Below are 20,930 nucleotides of genomic sequence, written 5' to 3' on the forward strand. Positions count from 1 at the left end.
TTTGTAAAAATATTTTTACGCGTTCTTCATAATCTTACTTTATCATTTTTCTGATTAGCCACGCGGAAAGCTCTTGGCGTTACCCCATATCTTTCCTTGAATACACGGTGAAAATAACTGTTGTTCTCATATCCCACTGCTGCAATGATATCGCTGATGGGAAGGTCGGTATCACACATCAGTTCCACAGCCTTGCTAAGACGTTTCCGCTGAAGTAGCTCCTTAAAATTAAAGCATGTTGTTTTTTTTATCATTTTGCTTAATACATGCATGGGAAGGTGAAGCATGTCGCATAGCTCAGTCAGGGTGGCCGTGCGGTATTTCTGCTCAATATAATCCAGAGTCGTCATGGATATCATGTTCTCGTACTGATTTGGAAGGCGCATTTCCACATACTGTACAGAGTCCATAAGGTAAAGAAAAATAAGTCCCATGGTAGTCTGATTGATTTTATTCTGGTTGCCTCTTCCTGTTACAAGGGAATAAATGATATTTTCCAGAAGATTCTGGATCTGCAGAACCTCAGATACCTTAAAATGAAGATATTCCCCCTGCTGGTTATCCCGGCGCAGTACATTCACCAGAAAATCTGCCAGAACATTATTATTTCCTGCCATTGAATATGCCACATCAAAAAACTCCGGCAATACCATAAAATTTATGGCAATGTCACTCCTGCCAGCTGCCAGAATCTCATGATGGGTAAACTGATTCAGAAAAAGCAGTTCCCCTTTTCGCACAATAACCTGTTTGCCATCTATAATATTCGTAAGAGTTCCCTCGCATACGTAGAGTACTTCCACATAATTATGGCGGTGAAGGGGAAAATGAACAAACCTGGTATGGGTGCGGATTGCGATCAGCTTTCCTTCCTCCAGCATCTTATTGCTGTCAATGGTAAAATCGCTTCCAGACGTGTAAAGATCCCTGTCCACTTCTGCGTCTCCGTTCAGGATCCTTCTCTCTTCTTCTGTAATTTCACGAAGCTGCTCCAAGAGTTCTCTCTGCACTGCACATACCTCCTGCTGCATGATTTCTGTTTTTCTAATTATATACACAAAAAGAAGTTAGTGTCAAAACCTCTTTTCACACTAACTTCTTCCGCTATTTTTAATCTCTATTTTTTCTTTTTCAGGACCCTGGTTGCCAGCGGCTGCATAATCTCATCCGCTGCGCCGTAGATCACTTCATATTCTGCTGGAACCGGAACTGCCTTGGTTTCTCTTGCATAGTTCTGGATAAACAGATATTCATTTTCCTGATTTTCACGTAAGGTGACAGAAACCTCTGCCGGTACGAATCCCAGCGGTGCCTGAATGCCAGCTTCCTTTGCTGCCTTTCCGTAGAAATCACTGTAGAAAGCCTGTTCCATATCTGCGCCAACGTAATATACGTGACCTTTTCCATATGCTTTATGTGTCACTACAGGAGCTCCCGCATAGAAGTCATCGCCATAGCGCATAAGCACTTCTGCGTCAGAAACCTTTACCAGCTCACAAAGGTTCTTGCAAGTGTAGGTGCCGCTGATTTCCAGATGATTGCCCGGTTCTGAAATTCCATGGTTCTCTTCCCAGTCATAAAGAGCATCGATCTCCGTAGTACGAAGACCGGCTGCCTCCATAAGCCCGTATGGTGTTCCTCCAAGGAAGCACTTGTCTGTACCATCCACAAGGCCGGTCCAGTAAGTGATCACCAGGGTTCCGCCATTTTCTGCATATGCTCTTAATCTTTCTTCGTAACCATCTTTGAACATATAAGCCATTGGCGCTGCCACGATCTTATAGCTGGAAAGCTCATGCTCCATAGAGATCACATCCACATTCAGTCCCTGTTCCCGCAGGGCGCGGTACTGCTTCTGTACCGCTTCTGTGTAGAACATGTTCTCATTCCGCGGTCCCTGTGCATCCTGGATTGCCCAGTTATTTTCTCTGTCATAAAGGACTGCTACCGGAGACTTCATCTGGCTGCCGCAGACTTCCTTCAGTGTCTCCAGAGCCTCTCCAACCTCTGTCACTTCTTTAAACACGCGGGTATCCTCTCCGCCATAGTGGTCGATCACTGCGCCGTGGAATTTTTCAGAAGCCCCCTGGCTCTGATGCAGCTGGAAGTATAAAACGCTGTCGGAGCCGTGAGCTACTGCCTGAAGAGAGGCAGCCAGCATCATTCCCGGCTTTTTCAGCTTATTGATGGGCTTCCAGTTTGTGGCAGATGGGCAGGACTCCATGAGAAGAAATGGCTGATTCTTAATGCTCCTCATCAGATCATGCTGCATACCTGCATCAATGGCAGTGAAAAATTCCTCTTTCTTATGCCAGCTTGGATAGTTGTCCCAGGATACCACATCCAGAACATCGCGGAACTTCTTGTAATCAAGACCGTTGTAATCATACATCAGATTGGCTGTTACCGGCAGTTCAGAACCACCTTCACGGATTGCAGCAACCTCTCCTTTGATGAAATCAATGGTGCGGTCTGTAACAAACCGGTTCCAGTCAAGCTTCAATGCATGAAGCTCGTTCTCCCCCTTTGGGGAAGGGGCTTCAATCTGATCGAAGCTATTGTAAATATGGCTCCAGAATGTGGTGCACCAGCTGGAATTCAGCTTCTCAATGGTTCCATATTTTTCTTTCAGCCATTCCCGGAATTTCTGCTGACAAAGAGGGCAATAGCATTCTCCGCCAAACTCATTGGAAATGTGCCACAGAATCACACCAGGATGACTGCCCAGTCTCTGGGAAAGCAGCTTGTCCATATCATGAACCTTCTGACGATATACCGGAGATGTATAGCAATGATTATGTCTGCCTCCGAAAAATCTTCTGGTGCGGTCCGGATCCATGCGAAGGACCTCCGGATACTTATCGGCCATCCACTTTGGCCTTGCGCCTGACGGTGTTGCCAGGATCGTGGAAATTCCCTCTTTATATAAATTGTCAATAATCTCTTCCAGCCAGCCCAGATTGTACTTTCCTTCTTCTGGTTCCAGTACTGCCCAGGAAAAGATTCCTACAGATACTGTATTAATATGGGCTTTTTTGAAATATTCAATGTCTTTTTTCAGAATGTCCGGGCGGTCAAGCCACTGCTCCGGATTGTAATCACCACCATGCAGCATACGGCCATATTCTATTTTTTTTGCCATCTCAATCTCCTTTTTGTTGCCATGATAAGAGTATTTTTGTTACTGACCACGGAGTGAGCAGTAACGTATTTTTTCTCAGATTCCCTTAAATACAAATGAAAACTCCATAGGCTTACTTGTATCCAGCAGATATTCTTCCTGGGTTCTTGCTCCCCAGCTGTCGTCTCCGGCAATTCCCATCTGGCCTTTTGCCACGCGCACTACTGTGTAATGAATCTGGGGCAGCTCATATGGATGCATTGCATTTTCCATCTCATGAGGTGTGTATGGCAGGGCAGAGAACATCATCGGGCCGTTTTCTTTATCCATCTCAAAAAGCATTCCTCTGCCTTTCCGGTCTGTGATCTTCGCCCATCTGACCTCTTCCTTGGCACCGCATTCCTGTGGAACCATATATCTTGCCACATTATCTTTTACCATATTATCGTAGATTCCAAGCTTTGCACCTTTCTTACGGTCTGCATAGGTCTCAGCTTCTCCAAGTCCATACCAGGATACATGGTCATAATCTGCATTAAACTTGAAAATCACACCAAATTCCGGCATATCGCCAAGCTCCTTCACCGGATCATAGGAAAGTGTGGTACGAACTCTTCCATCTCCGAAAACTTCATAAGCAAGTGTACACTCAGCTGCCGGAATAGTGGGAAGAAAATAGGTATAGGATACCTTTACGGAATGCTCTTTTTCCTCTACCTTTGGTGCATTTCCAGGTCCATATGCCGTTCCGCGGTAATCCTTATGGTTTACATACATGCTGGCAAGCTTCCACTGTCCGTAGCGCATTGCCATCAGATTTCCACAGTCATTGTCTGTTGGTGCACGCCAGAAATTAGGCTTCGGAATTGCCTCGATCATTTCTTTTCCTGCGTATTTATAGGAAGCAAGACCACCGTTCAATACGGAGAAAAGCACCTCAAATTCCGCTCCGCGCACGCCAATATTATGGGTACTGCGAATTACCTCCAGATGCTCTGTGCAGGGCTTAACAGCTGCTTCCACCTGGTAAACATACTGTCCAAAGGCAACCTCATGACCTGCTTTCGCCCATGGCATATCCTCTTTCAAATGGAAAGAAACAGTTACCGTGTACTCACCTGCTTTCTCCTCTTTCTTAAATGGAAGAGCATATTCCATCTGGCTCAAAGGAGCCACTGCTGTATCCAGTACTTCTGTACGAATTACGTTTCCATCCTTCTGAAGAGTTACTCTGCATTCAAATGTGTCCGTATTTACAAACAGATTTTTGTTGATCACCTTCACTGAATCAGCACTTACCTGTGCGGTAATATTCTGATAATTAAATTTCACTTCCTGCATCTTCGGAGACGCATCACGATTTCCGCCATATGCAATACCATTTCCACTGAAATTATAATCAGTAGGACGCTCGCCAAAATCTCCGCCATATGCCTGGAACTCTTTTCCATAACGGTCTTTTTTGTAAATAGACTGATCGATATAATCCCAGATAAAACCACCCTGATATTTCGGCTCTGTATCTGTCAGATCTGTATATTTATGCATGGCACCGCAGGAATTTCCCATGGCATGGGTATACTCACAGCAGATAAAGGGCTTAGAAGCATCTTTTGCAAGAAACTCTTTAATTGCTTCCACGGATGGATACATCTGGCTTTCCATATCGCTGGTAGCGTTATATCTGCGGTCATGGCAGACACCTTCATAATGTACCAGACGGGTAGGATCTGCATTTCTAAAGAGCTGGGACATTTCAAAAATATCCTTACCACCGAAGGACTCATTTCCACAGGACCAGATCAGGATTGCCGGATGGTTCTTATCTCTCTGATACATGGAATTGGCGCGGTCTAACATCATAGACTGCCATTCCGGCTTATCATGGGGAACCACATAAGTATAGTCCTTCGTAAATTCCGCTGTATCCCAGGAGCCGTGACTTTCCAGGTTGGTCTCATCGATCATGTAAATTCCAAACTCATCACAAAGCTGGTAGATCAGAGAAGCATCCGGATAATGACAGGTGCGGATGGCATTGATGTTATTCTGCTTCATGATGGTCAGATCCTTGCGTAGCTCTGCTTCGGATACACATCTTCCTGTTATGGAACTGAATTCATGACGGTTCACACCTTTAAATACAATTCGTTTTCCATTTAAAGTCATAATTCCGTCTTTCATTTCAAATCGGCGGAAACCGACTTTCTGAGGGATCACTTCCTGAAGAATACCATTCTCATCGAAAACCTCCATGATCAAATCGTAGAGCTGAGGATCTTCTGCACTCCAGAGAATCGGATTCTCCACTGTCCAGCTAAATGTATCAGCAACACCTTTCTGAACGGTTCTGCCAGCAGCTTCAGTGGCTGTATCTTTTCCGTTCCGGTCACTTCCTGTACTTGCTGCATTTTCGCCTAAGCTCTTATTTTCCTCCAATATGGTCTGTCCTTTTTTTGACAGAGCAATATGTACGTTTCCCTTTCCCCAGGTGCTGGTCTTGACTTCAAACCGTGCTTTGTTAAGGCTCTCATCCGGGATTGCGCGGATCTGGAGATCATACACATGCACATCCGGTACTGTATAAAGATAAACCTCCCGGTAAATTCCGGAGAAACGATAGAAATCCTGATCCTCGCACCAGCTGCTGGCTGTCCACTTGAACACCTGAGCTGCCAGCTTATTTTCCCCTTCTTTCACATAATCGGTGAGTTCAAATTCTGACGGGGTAAAAGAATCTTCACTATATCCTACAAACTGGCCATTCAGCCAGAGAGCGATTCCACTTTCTGCACCCTGGAAGGAAATAAAAAGACGTTTTCCTTTCATCTGTTCCGGCACTGTGAAATATTTCACATAGCTTGCCACAGGATTGAAATGCTCCGGAATCTCCCCTGGGTGAATATCCTCGTGTCCTTCCCATGGATACTGCACATTGGCATACTGAGGTGCATCGTAGCCCTCCATCTGGATATGGGCCGGCACACGGATGTCATCCCAGTCTTTGCAGGAATAATCTTCTCTCTCGAAGCCTTTTATGGTATTTCCGTAATTGCGGGCATAATGGAATTTCCAGATTCCATTTAAGCTGTGGCGGTAAGAAGTCTCACCTGCGGAAGCCTCTTCCACGTTTGCATAAGTGATATGATCGGAGTGAGCCTCCATTCTTCCGTCTTTAAAATATTCGGGATTCTTAACTAATGAATAATCAAATTCCTTCATATGTAGTCCTTTCTCGATACTGTTCACTGGTAACAACAGTAACCCTCTCTCTATAAACGTTGCGGGCAATATTTTCCAGATGCCCTGCACTAGAGCGTGTTTGAAAAATCATTCCCGCAATCTGCACGCCCCACTTTGCGGGAGATTTCACCCGAATTCGGTTGCCGTAGCCCGCTACGGTGCCCTCATTCGAGCGAAATCTCCCACAAATTGTGACGCACATCTTGCAGAAAGCCTTTTTCAAACACGTTCTAGTTTTATTATAGTAATATAAACTTTCTATTTCCATGGATTTTTTACAGAACAATATATAAAAATCGTCCATAGATTGCGTATCCATGTTCAGAAAAAAGGGCGCCGCAAATAAATCGCAGCACCCTTAGATTTTCAAACTTATTTCACCGCACCGGTGATACCTTCTGCAAACTGCTTCTGCAGAACGAAGAATACAACCATGGTCGGAATGGAACAGAATAATACGCCGCACATCAGCATACCGTAATCGGTTACATAGCCTGTGATCAGGTTGGCGATCAGCATTGGCATTGTGATGGCTTTGTTATCTGTCATGATTACCTTCGGCCACAGGTATGCATTCCAGGCATTCATAAAGGTAATAACAGCGGCTGCCGCGTAGGTGGATTTCATGGTTGGAATAAACATCTGGAAAAAGATTCTCACTTCGCTTAAGCCGTCAATTCGTGCTGCTTCGATAATATCTACTGGAAAAGCTCTTGCATTCTGTCGGAACATCATGATCATAAACGGTGTGGAAATGATCGGAAGGATAAATCCGATGGATGTATTCAGAAGCTTCGCTTTTGAGAACATCTTAAACAACGGAACCATAGTAGCAACCTGAGGAACCATCATGGCAAGAAGGAGAATAGAAAACAATCTGTCTTTTCCTTTGTCATGATATACTTCGAATCCGTATCCGGCGATGGAACAGATCAGAAGGCAGATCACTGTAGTCAGGATTGCATAGAAGAAAGAGTTTCCAAGTGCTCTCCAAAGTGGCTGCTGGGATGTCAGGTTCTTAAAGTTCTCCATGAAATAGCTTCCCGGAATAATACGTCCGCGTGATACATCCGTGGAGGTATTTGTAGCTGCTGAAATCATCCAGTACAGCGGGAAAACGGAGAAAAATGATACAATGATCAGAAAAATGTATGTAGGAATCAATCTTCTCTGGATTGCAGATTTGTTTTTCTTAGTCACGAGTATCACCTACTTTCAAGTTGATAAATGCCAGAACTGCTACCATAATAAAGATAATAAAGGACATTGCTGCTGCATATCCGAAGTTCGGCACGTTGACAAAACAGGTATTGTAAACATAATGTGACATTGTGATGGTTGAGTTTGCAGGACCACCCTTTGTCAGGTTCATGGACTCATCAAACAGCTGTAAGGTACCGTTGATGGACATGATGAAGGTCATGATAATAGTCGGCTTCAGAAGCGGTACTGTGATCTTCCAGAAGGTTTTCCATCCGTTTGCACCATCGATCTTCGCTGCCTCATAAACAGAATATTCGATGTTCTGAAGTCCTGCCAGATAGAATACCATATTGTATCCGGTCCATCTCCAGATCAGGGCGATGATAATAACAATCTTCGCACTGGTGGAGTTTCCAAGGAAATTATATCCTGTGGAGAGAATTCCCAGTTTCATCAGAACACTGTTGACCAGACCGTCTGTTGCAAACATGGAACGGAAGATCAAGGAATAGGAAACCAGGGAAGTTGCACATGGAAGAAATACACATGTACGGAAAAAGCCTTTGAACTTCAGGTCTTTGTTGTTCAGAAGCTGTGCAAGCAGAATCGCAAGAATCAGCATGATCGGAACCTGAATGATCAGATACAGGAATGTGTTGCCAATGGACTGCTGGAACACTTTATCTGCAAGGATACGTTTGTAGTTACTGAAGATTGGATCTGCAAAACGCATATTTGCGCCGGCACCTGTCTGCAGGGAAATGATAAATGCCCGAATCATTGGATAAAAGCTCATGATGGCGATCATGATAGAAGCTGGTGCCAGGAATATCCATCCGGCAGCTTTCTGCTTCGTAGCCAGTGTCATACCTTTTTTCTTGGAATTCACAGGAACTCCTCCTTTCAAGCCTATATATACTGCAACTTTTCCATCTAACAGCTGTACCAGTGAGCAAAATATTTTTATGTAACTTCCTTTTGCTCAGCCGTACAACTGTTAGATAGGCGCCTGTATGGAGTAACAGGCATTTTCTTTGAACAGAAAACGGAGGACTACTTAGCAGTCCCCCGCCTCCTAATAATTAATTCCTATTTAATTTCAATTACTTGTCCCGGAAAGGATTACTCAGTCATCTTGAATGCCAGTGTATCCTGTGCTTCCTGAAGAGCGTCTTCCTTAGCTGTTCCGTTTACGATATTAACAACAGCTGTGTTTACGCACTCTCTTGCCTCATAGTGATATGGAGTCTTTGTGAACTCCGGAATATGAGAAGAGTACTCTACGATTGTTGAGAAAATCGGCTGTCCGCCAAAGAACTCGTTTGGCTCGTTGTAAACATCAGACTCACCAGCTGGCAGATAGCAGGAAATAGCACCTGTCTCAGAAAGGATTGCATCATAGAAGTCTGTGCTGGAGCCAAATGTGCTTGCAAGGAAGTCCTCAGCAAGCTCTACATTCTTGCAGTTAGAGGTAATATACCAGGAAGATCCACCGTTGTTTGCATAGTTTGTAGCTGTGTCAACACCGTCAACCTTAGGCATTGTGGTGATTCCCCATAAGCCTTTCTGATCTTCTGTGGACATCAGAGTAGCTGTGATCCAGTTACCATTTACAATACCAGCAGCCTCACCGCTTGTGATGGTTGCAATGTACTCATCCCAGTTGTTTACAAGTTTCACAACGTCGTTCTGAACCAGCTCTGTGTAAAGGTCGATACATTTCTCAGCTGTCTCATTGCCAACGATATAAGCTTCGCCGTCTTCGTTAACGAAGTTCGCACCACAGGACTGGATCATCATCATAAGGGTATCGCCGCCTGTTGCTTCGCTTGTAAGAAGGTATTTGCCGGTCTTCTCGTGAATATCTTTACCAATCTCTTCGAATTTGGACCATGTGATATCTGTAAGGTCATCCAGTGTATATCCTGCTTCTTCAAGGATATCGGTACGGTAGCAGGCGATAACAGCACCGTTATCAAACGGAACACCGTAATGTGTATCATCTACCATAGAATAGGACTGTTTCAGAGCTCCGAAATCATCCCAGTTAACATTCATATCTTTCAAGTCTGTGAAAGCATCCGGATAAGCTTTCAGGAATTTCTGATAGCTGTTATCCTGCATGAGAACGATATCCGGAAGTGTGCTGTAGTCACCAGCGTTAGCTGCTGTAGTAAGCTTGGTCTGGCAGTCATCAGAAGATGTCTCGATGATATCTACTGAAAAGCCTTCATGATCAGCTGCATACTGATCAGCTGCGATCTGCATGGACTTGATATTGAAGTTCTGGTCCCATGCCCATACGGTTAATGTGTTGTCGTTGTCCTCTGCAGATACAACTGTTGCTCCTGCTGCCATGGAAGCTACCATTGCACCTGTAAGTAATACGGTAAGTACTTTTTTCTTCATAGAAATATCCTCCCTTAAAATTGTTTCTCTGTATTTCTTATGAATGTATTATACCATCCGCATATAGGGTGATGTATGCAATACCGCCCATATAATGTGCATTTTCGACCATTATGCTTGTTTTTTTCTTTTTCATGTTTCGTTCATTTTTTCAATTTTTTCGTCATGCTTACGAAGTATATGGTTTTTTTTCACTAAAGCACACATATTTCATTTGTTTTTCTGTACTTTTTCACAAACTTTATATGTATATTTTGTGAACTATTCACATTCTTTTCTTTTGTTTCTATGCAAAAAAGACTTTCTGTGGATACCTGGTTTTCAGGGTATGGAGCATCTCTTCTGTAAGATCCAGAAGTAATTTGATCTTACGTCCGTCTTCCTTAATGATCATTGTGTAATAGGGAGTATCTTCTTCATAGGAAGTATAATCATACTTCTTTAAGTGCTCTGTTCCACCGTTCTTTTTGTACTTTGCCACTGAGCTATGCCAGTGAGGGGCTACCACCTCCAGCTGCCGGAGATCCAGCTCATGGGCTGTCTTACGGTACTTGTTTCCATAAATCACATCTATGGTAAGCTGTTCATTTTCCATTATGTATTCATAATCCCGCTGGCAAAAGGTCCCGTAAATAAAATAAAGACCTGCCAGGCAAAAACCAGCCAGCATAAAGGCCTGAGATATGGTAATTCCCATAACAACAAACACTACGGCAAAAAATACCATGGTCTTTTTTAATACTCCGGAAAGCCTCTTTTTCTTTCTGGTCACCTGTTCTACTATTTTGTAATCGTACATTCTACCATCCCTCCTCTGAATGAATATCAAATTTCAAGAGCTGCTGCTCGTAATTTTCCGGGCGTTTCCGCCACTCTGCCGGCGACATTCCCATCAGCTGGCGGAAGTTCCGGTTAAATGTGGAATTTGTTGTAAAGCCACATTTGTAGGCAATATCTGCGATAGACTCATCCGTCTTTTTCAGAATCTCACAGGCTGTCTGAATTCTTACCTTGTTAATATATTCCAGAGGACTCATATGCATATAGGAGGTAAACACCCTGCGAAAATGAGTCTCACTGATATGACAGGCTTTTGCCAGATCACCAATTCGGATATCCTCCATATAACATTGGGAAATATAGTCAATAGACCTGGAAATCATATTGGTGATTTTTCCTTTTTCCTCAATATTTTCTTCCTCAGAGGAACGGTTCATTCTTGCCACTTCCGCAAGTAATGCCAATAATACTCCTTTGGCCTCTTCCAGATAAAACTCATCACTGGCGCGCATAATTTCCAGTATCTTGATTATTTTGTTTGAAAGGCTTTTATATTCTGATTCTTTCAGGCAAAGTGCTTTTGAATAAATACGCTGGATCATTTTTTCTGCCCTGAGGGGCGTTCCTGCAGCCACCTGCAAAAAACCTTCCGCATCAATAAACAAATATTCCCATTTGCTGATATTTCCCACATCGCTGGTGGTCGTATGGGGAAAGTTCGGTGGAATAATGGTAAATTCCCGCCCTGCAAAGCGTACAGGCTCTTCTCCTAACACCAGCTCTCCTTCGCCACTGTAGCAGAAACCGATCTCCAGATAGTTATGAAAGTGAAGGTAATCCACATCCCTTCCATAATTCTGCACCCACTTTTCACCAAGAAGTGCCAGAATGGGGATTCCATCCTGCATCTGGTAATAGCGGAATTCCATTTTCATTTTTCGTTTTTTCGCCATGTAGTCTCCTGTAACAAAATTAAAAATATAGTTTTTTTTATCATACCACACTTTCCTTGTAAAAAGGAAATTTTTCTGTTATTCTCTTTTTAGATAAACGCAAAAAGGAGGATACTTATGTCACAAACCCAGATTTTATTATATAATTTTAAAGATGAGGATCGTCTTCACCAGATCCGTAGATATTTGAACCGACACAGAATCTCTGTCCGCATGGTACAGCAACCAGAGTACCTGGAAAGTCTCGGATTTCTCTTCGAGATTCCTGGGTTTTCTAAGAATCCGGTATTTAATCTTGGAAAAAATTTTCAGGAAGAAATGATGGTGCTGAAGGATTTTTCCAGTGAGCAGCTGGATGAATTTCTGGCTTTCTTTAAGGAAAATGGCCTGCTGCCAGTGAACTTAAAAGCTATGCTTACACCGGTTACGGTTCACTGGGATTCTTTGAAGCTGCATGATGAGCTTATGAAAGAACATACGGAGATGTATTCACACAAATAAGCCAAATCAAGATCTGCTTCCTTGTCTGGATGAAGGCGCCGCAGCGGGCTACGGCAACCGAATTCGGGCAAAATGTACCGCAAAGTGTGCGTGCAGATTGCGGGAATAATTTTTCAGACACACTTTAGAGCGTATCTGAAAATCCAGGACGCGAAAAGGCCCTGCACTCGGCAGGGCCTTTTCTTTATTAACATCTAATCTTAAACGGTCTGATTAGTACAGTTTAGCCATCTCTTCGATGTTGTCTGGGTTGAACTCAAGTGGAGCACCAAGAACTACTTCTGTACCACCGTCATCAGCTGCTGTGATTGTGTAGTCGCCAAGGTCACCAGCTGTGAAGGTTTCATCAACAGCACCTGTGATTTCATCATTGATCAGAGCGATTGTTGTCAGAGCGGAAAGTTTTCCAAGGCCCTGCATATCCCACAGATAGAAGTATGGGCAGGAATGCTCATCATCAGCACCTGTGTACTCAAGCATCTCAGATGGAAGTCCAAGACCTGTCAGTTTGCAAGCAGATCCATTGTCCTGAAGGTATTTAGCAGCTGCAGCGATACCAACTGTTGTAGGTGCGCAGATAACTTTCAGATCTGGGTATTTTTCAAGAAGAGCTGCTGTCTGGTCTGTGGATTTCTGTGGCTCGTCATCGCCATATGCAACTTCTACAAGCTCAAGCTTGGAATATTTGTCATCCTCTTCCATAATCTTCTTCATAGCGTCGATCCATGCGTTCTGGTTTGCAGCCTGAGAAGTAGCGGAAAGAATTGCGAACTGTCCCTCTCCACCGGAGATATCAAGGCAAGCATCAAGAAGAGCCTGTCCTACAGCAACAGTACCAGCCTGGTTGATGAAGATCTGACGGCTGTCTGGGTTTGTAGCAGAGTCGAAGCAGGAGATCTTGATTCCTTCATCCATAGCTTCCTGTAATTTTGCCTGAAGTGCGTTAACATCGTTTGCAGAGATGCAGATTGCATCGTAGTCCTGAGAGATCAGGTTGTCAAGAACTTTGATCTGAGCATCTGCTGTAGCTGCCTCTGGGTAAACAGTATCAACTGTAGCTCCCTCTGCTTCAGCTGTCTCTACGAAGGATTTTGCAGCGATTTCGAAGAATGCGTTACCAGCGGATTTACCAACCAGTGCGATTTTCTTTCCATCAGCGGAACCAGCCATAGCCGGAACTGCGGATCCAAGGATCATTGCTCCACAAAGAAGTGCGCTTACGATTTTTTTGTTCATGTTTTTTTCCTCCCATGGAATAATATAGTTTTTGTATTTGTAACTGCCCCGCCTTCTGCAAGGCAGTTTACAAGCTTTATAAGGTTATATATGAGTTCGTTAAGGATTTTTTATTTCGCTGTTTTTGCTTTTTTCTGAATCTCTTTGATGATGTTCGGAAGTGCAACTGCACCGATCAGAAGCACACCGATGATCAGCAGGATAACCTGCGGATGAATGTTTCTCTGTCCAAGACCAACACGAAGGCAGACGATGATAAATGCGGAAATCAGACCGCCGGCGATATTACCTTTACCACCTGTGGAGGAGATTCCTCCGAATACTGCCATTGCGATGGCATCCATTTCAAATCCGTTACCGGTTGTGGTATTTGCACCGAATGAGGAAGACATCAGGAACAGTGCACACAGTCCGGAGATGGTTCCCATCAGAGTGTAGATCACGAAACGGATCTTCTGTACATGGATTCCGGAGTAGTAAGCTGCAAGACGGTTGGTACCGATTGCATATACTCTGCGTCCGAAGGTACATTTTCCAAGGATAACTGCTGCAATGATTCCAAGGATCAGAACCAGGAAAAGAATGTAAGGAACACGTCCTACTTTTCCGCCAAGTGCAGCAAAGCCTTCTGTGTTTGTTACGGAAATACTTCCGCCGCTTCCAAGAACGATTTCTGCAATACCTCTGAAAATGATCTGGGTTGCAAGTGTTACGATCATTGGAGGCAGTTCTTCAAATCTGGTAAGGACAAATGCGTTTACAGCACCGCAAAGGGATCCAACCAGAAGTGTGGCAAGGATTACCACGATGAATGGAGCTCCTGTGTTTGCCATAATACAAGCCATTGTTGCAGAGAGACACACGATAGATCCAACGGAAATATCGATCTCGCCAAGTACCAGAATGTATGCCATCGGCAGCATTAAGAAGATTTCTGCCAGATAAACAGGCATCTGACGGAGCAGACTCTTCAGATTATAGAACTCGGAAAAGTTTGCACAGAAAATATTTACTGCAATAAACAGGAGTACCAGAATGCCTTCCCAGCTGAAGATCATCTGTTTCACAGGGCTTTTCGGCACGTTGTTAATACTTCTTCCAGATTTTCCAGCCATGATTACATCTCCCTTCCCTTTAATGCATTTTTGTCAGCTGTACGCTGTAAAACAATGTTTACAACAACGACTACAAGAATGATAACACCCTTGATGGTATTCAGCCACAGCTGATCGAAGAATGGAATCAGCGGAAGTGCCTTTGCAATAGTTGCAAGGATCAGGGATCCAAGAAGAGCACCAAGTACTGTACCACGTCCACCACTCATGCTTACACCACCGATAACGCAGGCTGCGATAACATCCATCTCACCGCCCTGCTGCATATCAGGCATTGCAGAAGCGTAAATGGAAACCTGAAGAGCTCCGCCAAGACCTGCAAGAAGACCCATAATGGTATAAACAAGAAGTTTAATATTTTTTACATTGATACCGGAAACCTCAGCTGCACTTGGGTTACTTCCTACTGCATAGATTCTTCTTCCGATGGTAGTCCATTTCATGAATACGAAGAAGATCACATAGCAAAGGATGATCACCCAGATTACAAGGCTCATTCCCAGGAATTTTGTTGTTGCAAAATCTTTAAATTTACCAAGGGCTGCTGCACTTGCCCACTCACCGTTGTGGGAAACCAGATATCCCATAGCACGGTAAATGTACATGAAGCCCATTGTTGCGATGATCGGAGGAACATCTGCTCTGGAGATCACAAGACCTACCAGGAAACCACATGCGATTCCGATTGCCAGTGCGATCACAAATGCCAGGAAAGTACTGGAAATGTGCTCGTATTTCAGAAGCATACCGATTGACATACCAGTCAGTGCCAGAGTAGACATGATGGAAATATCAATTCCGCCTACCAGCATAACACACAGCATACCAAGTGACATTACCATTGTTACCGCATTGTTTTTCAGCATATCCGTCAGAGACTTGAATGTAAGGAATGACGGGCTGATGATTGTGATTACTACGAAAAGCAGAACCAGGATCACTGCAAGCAGTGCTTCACGGGAACCTGTCAGCTTTTTCATGAAAGATTTCTTTTCCATTATTTAGCTGCCCCCTTTCCTGTTGTACCTTTCTCCATAGCCAGCTCAAGGATCATCTCCTGGGTTGCCTCTCCTCTTCCAAGCTCTCCTGTCTTACGTCCGTTGCACATTACAACGATTCTGTCAGACATTCCAAGGATTTCCGGCATTTCTGAGGAAATCAGGATAATTGCATAACCTTTCTTTGCAAGATCACCCATAATCGCATAAATCTCAGCTTTGGCACCAACGTCAACACCTTTTGTAGGCTCATCCATGATGACCACCTTCATCTCCTGGCTAAGCGCCTTGGCAACTACAACCTTCTGCTGGTTACCACCTGACAGAGAGCTTGCAGGCTGGAAAATATCAACGGCTTTGGTATCAACCTCTTCCAGAAGTCTCTTGGAAAGATCTCTTTCTGTCTTCTCGTCATTGAAGCCTTTTTTTGCATATTTGCTGATAGTCGGAAGTGTTACGTTTCTTCCAAGTCCCCAGCTCATGATCAGACCTTCCTTCTGACGATCCTCCGGAAGAAGGATAATTCCTTCCTTCATTGCGTCAGACGGCTGTTTGATATGTACTTCTTTTCCTTCCAGATAAACCTTACCTTCATCTGGATTTGTGATTCCACAGACGCTCTCTACAACTTCTGTACGTCCTGCACCAACCAGACCTGTAAGACCTACGATCTCGCCAGCGTGTACATTGAAAGAAACATCTTTGAAATATCCGGTGCGGGATAAGTGCTCGATACGAAGCATTTCATCACCGATCTTAACCTCCGGTTTCGGGAACAGATCCTTGATCTCACGGCCAACCATGGCTTTGATCAGGTCTGCATTGGTGATTCCATCTACATCGTAGGTACCAATGTACTGAGAGTCACGGAATACGGTAACTCTGCTTGCCAGACGGTACATATCCTCAAAACGATGGGAAATGAAGATAATAGAAACTCCTTTTTCCTTTAACTGATCTACGATTCTGTAAAGTTCCTCGGATTCTCTCTTTGTAAGAGAAGCGGTAGGCTCATCCAGGATCACGATCTTTGCATTTGTAGACAATGCCTTTGCGATCTCAACCATCTGCTGCTGGGCCACACTTAAGGTTCCCATTTCTGCTGTGGAATCGAAATCTGCATTCAGCTGCTTCAGAAGCTTATTTGCCTCCTCATTCATAGCTTTCCACTGGATTATGTGATTCTTCTTGATCTCATGTCCCATAAAAATATTTTCAGCTACTGTTAAATGTGGATAGGATGTGGGGTGCTGATAAACAGCTGCAATTCCTGCTTCCTGTGCATCCTTCGGACCTTTGAAATCCACTTTTTCTCCAAACAGGTACATTTCGCCTTCTTCTGCTTTATGTACACCGGTAATTACTTTAATGAAGGTAGATTTACCTGCACCGTTTTCGCCCATCAGTGCGTGAACTTCGCCAGGCTTTAACTGGAACTGTACATTGTTCAGTGCTTTAACGCCGGGGAAAATTTTCGTAATGCCTTTTAATTCAAGAACATATTCAGACACGGCTTTTTCTCCTCCCTTTCTTGATCTGTTATTATTCTACCACCTGTGCACTTTGTTTGAAAATGGGAAAATATTTTGAAACAGGGTAAAATATTTTCCACTTAATGGGTAAAATTTTCCACTGATCTTAAAAATATTCCACAAAGCAAGGTACTTTTAGTCTCGTATTTTGGATATAATTGTGGTATGATAGGTGTGGCATTTTTTATTAATACGTTTTTATAACCTTACAGATAACTGTTCATTTCTTTCGCAGTTACTGTCATTTCACTAATCAGGAGCTCCGGTGATTTCCGGAGGGATATAACGGAGATTCATTATGAAATTACTGATCGTAGACGATGAAGAGCTCACCCGTACCGGTGTGATTTCTTCCATTGACTGGCAATCCATCGGAATCCAGGAAGTGCTTCAGGCAGATGATGGAATAAACGGAATTGAAATGGCCAGGGTACACAGACCGGACATTGTACTATGCGATGTGCGTATGCCCCGTCTGGATGGAATCGCAATGCTGGAACAGCTGGAAGAAATTCTTCCTGATATTGTTCCTGTTTTTATGAGCGGATATTCGGATAAGGAATATCTAAAGGCTGCCATCAAGCTAAAAGCCGTCAATTATATAGAGAAACCTCTGAACCCAGTGGAAATCCGGGATGCCATTATGGAAGCCCGTGATCTTTGCCTGGAGAAAAAACGCACCCGGCAAAATGCGTCCATCCATTCCATGGAAAGCGCTTCCCGCCTGGCACTTCTTCTCACCCAGCCTTTCGCACATGCGAAAGAAAGTATTGATCAGCTCATAGCGGAGCTGTCTCTGTCTATCAGCAATACCACTCCTTTTACTGCAATTGTGCTTAAAACCGATACAGAGGAGGAGCTTCCTCTTTCAGAGGCAAACGCCATGTTTCTGTCAGTCCGGGAATTTTTAAAAACCTTCCATATAGATTGTATTTTTGCAGAAAAGCGTGTGCAGTATATGGTTTACTTTTTGTTTGGTTCCACTCCCGGAGCTGCCGTTCGAAAAAGTATTGAAGAATTTTTCTGTAATCTGTATTCCCGCTGCACCAGATTCTGCATCGCAGCCGGAGACACTGTTACAGGTATTTCCAGAGCTTATCAGTCCTATACTTCTGCTGTTATTTCCCTGCAGAGCAGCTTCTTTTTCCCCACAGGTACCTTTCTGTCTCCTTTTTATCAGGCACCTGTTTCCGAAACAGCCGCAGAGCTTTCTGCCAGTCCGGAGAATGAATTTCTCACTCTTCTCACTGAAAAAAATAAGGAAAAAGCAAAAGCTTTCCTTGATAATCTGTTTCTGTATTATAACCAGAATCAGAATATTCTGCCTAATCAGGCCAAGGATCTCTATTACAAATTATTCCGTGCTTTGGACAATGCTGCGCGTCAGCTGAAGCTAACCTTATCAGATACCCAGGAAAATTTAATAGACACATTGGAAAAGATTTTTTCCTATAATGAGATGCACCAGAAGCTGGTGAAAAAGACAGAGATTTTTTTCCAGACAGCAGTCAGCACAGAAGAAGAAAATTCTACTATTTTTCTGATCAAGGATTACATAGGGCAGAAATATATGAACGAGACCTTATCTGTGAAAGATATCAGTGATCATGTATTTTTATCAACCTCGTATGTGTGTACCTTCTTCAAAAATGAGACCGGTCAGACTTTAAATCAGTACCTCACAGAATACAGAATGGAAAAGGCCAAGCAGCTGCTGTCTGACCCCAGGTATAAAATTACAGATATTTCCTCGCGGGTGGGATACAGTGACGGGAATTATTTCGGTAAAAGTTTTAAGAAGTATACAGGTTTTTCTCCTTCTGAATATCGAGAGAAAATGAGTTAGTTTTCTGCAACACATAAAAAATTTTATATATTTCAAAACACCTATATATTTTTGAGGAGTGTGAAATAATTTGCATAAGCTTAAGCAATGGTACCAGGATCTGAACCTGCAATCCAAGTTTACCCTGGTACTTCTTTTGATCGTGTCAATTCCTGCGATTGCCATTATCTTCTTTTTTTATGGAAAAGCCTACGACATGGTAGTCTCCTATACGATCCGCCAGGAACAGGACCGGTCTGCTGAAATGGCGCCGTTAATAGAAGAATCCATTCAGAAAGTCCTGGATGTAAGCGAAGAGATTTCTTCCCTTGATTTTTACCAGACACTTTTTAAAAATGCCTTAACCGAATCCTTCACGGATCTGGCAGATTCCCCGGATGCGGCATCTTTTTCCCGAAAGGTAGATCAGCTGATTGCTGGTACGCCCGTTACCAATGTCAAGATTTATATGGAGGTGCCAAAAGACTCTCCTTCAGACATAAATGCACTTTTCGATAAGGAAGACCTGAAAGATACTTTTCTATCTCTCGACCAGGTCCGGGGAACCTACTGGTACGGTATTTTCCGCGGAAGCCGCGTTTCCCAGCTTTTTTGTCCCTCCTTTTATCTTGGTACAAAGGAACAAAAGGCATATGGGGATCAGGCATATATCACCCATGCTTCCGTGATCTATAAAAACGGAACCTACGATGCTTATATGGCAGTCTATTATTCCGGTCATGATTTTCAACAGATTCTGTCTGGAAATCTTACTCTGGACGGCAGTGTTTCTTATATTATGAATGAGCGAAACAATCTGGTTTCTGCTTCCAGTGATTCTCTCGCCGGAATTTACTGGCTGGATTACGACAAGATCATGGAGTCCTACATGTCCTCCAACAGTTTCATAGAACAGGATATTCTGGGGAAAACCGTTTACGTTGGTTTCTACCGGATCAAACAGACAGGCTGGTTTATGGTGACGGTACTTCCCTCCCAGCCCTTGATCAATCAGAGTAATATCCTGGTTCTGCAGTTTTTATCCATTTATATTGCGGTACTGGTGCTTGCCTTTTTGCTTGCAAGTACCTTGTCCAAATCCATTACAGGGCGAATTTCCTCAGTTATCAGTCAGATGAGGACAGTCCGCCACGGTCCTCCGGTTCCTATGGACAGTCCAAGCGCACACGATGAAATCGGTGACCTTATTGATACTTACAACTATATGACACGCAAAATGAACCAGCTTATGGAAAAACAGGCCCAGGCTGCTGAGGATCTGCGAATTGCCGAGTTTAATTCCCTTCAGGCTCAGATCAATCCCCATTTTCTTTATAATACCATGGATATGATCAACTGGATGGCCCAGCAGGGACGTACCTCTGAGGTCTGTAACGCAGTGCAAAGTCTTTCCAGATTCTACAAGCTGACACTTAGTCGCAAAAAGGGAATCAGTACTATCGCCAAGGAAGAAGAACATGTTTCCATCTATGTGCACCTGCAGAATATGCGCTATCATGACAGCATTTCCTTCATTTCCGATATTCCGGATGAACTGATGGAATACCAGATTCCAAAGCTGACCCTGCAGCCTGTTATAGAAAATTCCATACTACACGGCATTCTGGAAAAACCTTCCAAGTCTGGAACTATTGTACTTACCGGATGGATGGAGGATGGGGATATTGTACTTCTGATTTCTGATGACGGAGTTGGAATCGCACCAGATAAACTGCCCATGATTCTTTCCGGGGAAGGAACCAGTATTTCAGGTGGAACCAATATTGCGATCTATAATACTCACAGACGGCTTCAGGTGCTTTATGGCGCAGATTATGGATTGACTTATTCCAGCGATGTAGGAAAAGGAACCGAGGTGCAGATTCGGATTCCAGCGAAGAGTGATGAAACCTCTGGCGAAACGCCAAAGCCCCTGTAAACTGATGTTTTCAGCACCGTCTTACGCAGGCGGTGCTTTTTGTATGGAATTTCACAGAAGATAACAAACGGGAGA

General features: G+C 43.7%; 17 protein-coding genes. 3 read left to right on the plus strand and 14 right to left on the minus strand.

Going from position 1 to position 20,930, the window contains the following annotated elements; all coding sequences use genetic code 11:
- Positions 1-26: 26 nt before the first annotated feature.
- The 9 genes from AB5706_RS02070 to AB5706_RS02115 all read right to left on the minus strand — a co-directional run bounded on the left by AB5706_RS02070 (position 27) and on the right by AB5706_RS02115 (position 11,709).
- Complete coding sequence (locus AB5706_RS02070; RefSeq protein WP_173769564.1) at positions 27-1,010, minus strand: AraC family transcriptional regulator; 984 nt, start codon at positions 1,008-1,010, stop codon at positions 27-29.
- A gap of 107 nt (positions 1,011-1,117) precedes the next feature.
- Positions 1,118-3,142 carry a beta-galactosidase gene (locus tag AB5706_RS02075; protein WP_313719196.1) on the minus strand — a complete coding sequence of 675 codons (2,025 nt, stop codon included), beginning with the start codon at positions 3,140-3,142 and terminating at the stop codon, positions 1,118-1,120.
- Between the two features lie 75 nt (positions 3,143-3,217).
- On the minus strand, positions 3,218-6,343 hold the full coding sequence (lacZ, locus tag AB5706_RS02080) for a beta-galactosidase, LacZ type (protein ID WP_368365698.1): 3,126 nt from the start codon (positions 6,341-6,343) through the stop codon (positions 3,218-3,220).
- Entirely contained in the window at positions 6,330-6,683 is a 354-nt protein-coding gene (locus AB5706_RS23040) for a DUF6783 domain-containing protein (RefSeq protein WP_472515470.1), read from the minus strand. Before AB5706_RS23040 ends, lacZ begins: the two co-directional genes overlap by 14 nt.
- 53 nt (positions 6,684-6,736) lie before the next feature.
- The gene (locus AB5706_RS02095; RefSeq protein ID WP_173717083.1) at positions 6,737-7,564 is read right to left on the minus strand and encodes a carbohydrate ABC transporter permease; all 828 of its coding nucleotides are present in this window, start codon (positions 7,562-7,564) and stop codon (positions 6,737-6,739) included.
- A complete protein-coding gene (locus AB5706_RS02100; protein WP_148461199.1) occupies positions 7,557-8,456 on the minus strand; it encodes a carbohydrate ABC transporter permease in 900 nt (299 codons plus the stop codon). The genes AB5706_RS02095 and AB5706_RS02100 overlap by 8 nt, the downstream gene beginning before the upstream one ends.
- 233 nt (positions 8,457-8,689) lie before the next feature.
- A complete protein-coding gene (locus tag AB5706_RS02105; protein WP_148461198.1) occupies positions 8,690-9,976 on the minus strand; it encodes an ABC transporter substrate-binding protein in 1,287 nt (428 codons plus the stop codon).
- 286 nt (positions 9,977-10,262) lie between these two features.
- Positions 10,263-10,775 carry a hypothetical protein gene (locus tag AB5706_RS02110; RefSeq protein ID WP_173717084.1) on the minus strand — a complete coding sequence of 171 codons (513 nt, stop codon included), beginning with the start codon at positions 10,773-10,775 and terminating at the stop codon, positions 10,263-10,265.
- Position 10,776: 1 nt separating this feature from the next.
- Positions 10,777-11,709, minus strand: a complete 933-nt coding sequence (locus AB5706_RS02115) for a helix-turn-helix domain-containing protein (RefSeq protein ID WP_173717085.1) — start codon at positions 11,707-11,709, stop codon at positions 10,777-10,779.
- Positions 11,710-11,826: 117 nt separating this feature from the next.
- On the opposite strand from AB5706_RS02115, the gene AB5706_RS02120 reads away from it, so the two are divergent.
- Positions 11,827-12,210, plus strand: coding sequence for a DUF3783 domain-containing protein (locus AB5706_RS02120; RefSeq protein ID WP_118577739.1), 384 nt, complete (start codon positions 11,827-11,829; stop codon positions 12,208-12,210).
- Here AB5706_RS02120 and AB5706_RS02125 read toward each other — a convergent pair.
- The 5 genes from AB5706_RS02125 to AB5706_RS02145 all read right to left on the minus strand — a co-directional run bounded on the left by AB5706_RS02125 (position 12,173) and on the right by AB5706_RS02145 (position 17,070).
- Positions 12,173-12,331, minus strand: coding sequence for a DUF6783 domain-containing protein (locus tag AB5706_RS02125; protein ID WP_368356779.1), 159 nt, complete (start codon positions 12,329-12,331; stop codon positions 12,173-12,175). The genes AB5706_RS02120 and AB5706_RS02125 overlap by 38 nt on opposite strands.
- A gap of 92 nt (positions 12,332-12,423) precedes the next feature.
- The gene (locus tag AB5706_RS02130) at positions 12,424-13,446 is read right to left on the minus strand and encodes a substrate-binding domain-containing protein (protein WP_148461195.1); all 1,023 of its coding nucleotides are present in this window, start codon (positions 13,444-13,446) and stop codon (positions 12,424-12,426) included.
- 110 nt (positions 13,447-13,556) lie between these two features.
- Positions 13,557-14,561, minus strand: coding sequence for an ABC transporter permease (locus AB5706_RS02135; RefSeq protein WP_148461194.1), 1,005 nt, complete (start codon positions 14,559-14,561; stop codon positions 13,557-13,559).
- A gap of 2 nt (positions 14,562-14,563) precedes the next feature.
- Positions 14,564-15,559, minus strand: coding sequence for an ABC transporter permease (locus tag AB5706_RS02140; protein ID WP_148461193.1), 996 nt, complete (start codon positions 15,557-15,559; stop codon positions 14,564-14,566).
- On the minus strand, positions 15,559-17,070 hold the full coding sequence (locus AB5706_RS02145; protein WP_368365699.1) for a sugar ABC transporter ATP-binding protein: 1,512 nt from the start codon (positions 17,068-17,070) through the stop codon (positions 15,559-15,561). The genes AB5706_RS02140 and AB5706_RS02145 overlap by 1 nt, the downstream gene beginning before the upstream one ends.
- Positions 17,071-17,389: 319 nt before the next feature.
- Between AB5706_RS02145 and AB5706_RS02150 the strand changes: the two genes are divergently transcribed.
- Positions 17,390-18,937 carry a response regulator transcription factor gene (locus tag AB5706_RS02150; RefSeq protein WP_173717937.1) on the plus strand — a complete coding sequence of 516 codons (1,548 nt, stop codon included), beginning with the start codon at positions 17,390-17,392 and terminating at the stop codon, positions 18,935-18,937.
- A gap of 70 nt (positions 18,938-19,007) precedes the next feature.
- Entirely contained in the window at positions 19,008-20,855 is a 1,848-nt protein-coding gene (locus AB5706_RS02155) for a sensor histidine kinase (RefSeq protein ID WP_368365700.1), read from the plus strand.
- The last annotated feature ends 75 nt before the right edge of the window (positions 20,856-20,930 follow it).

The organism is Ruminococcus sp. RTP21484sp1_RTP21277st1_D2_RTP21277_210401 (genome assembly GCF_040924225.1).
Classification (GTDB): Bacteria; Bacillota; Clostridia; order Lachnospirales; family Lachnospiraceae; genus Blautia_A; species Blautia_A faecis.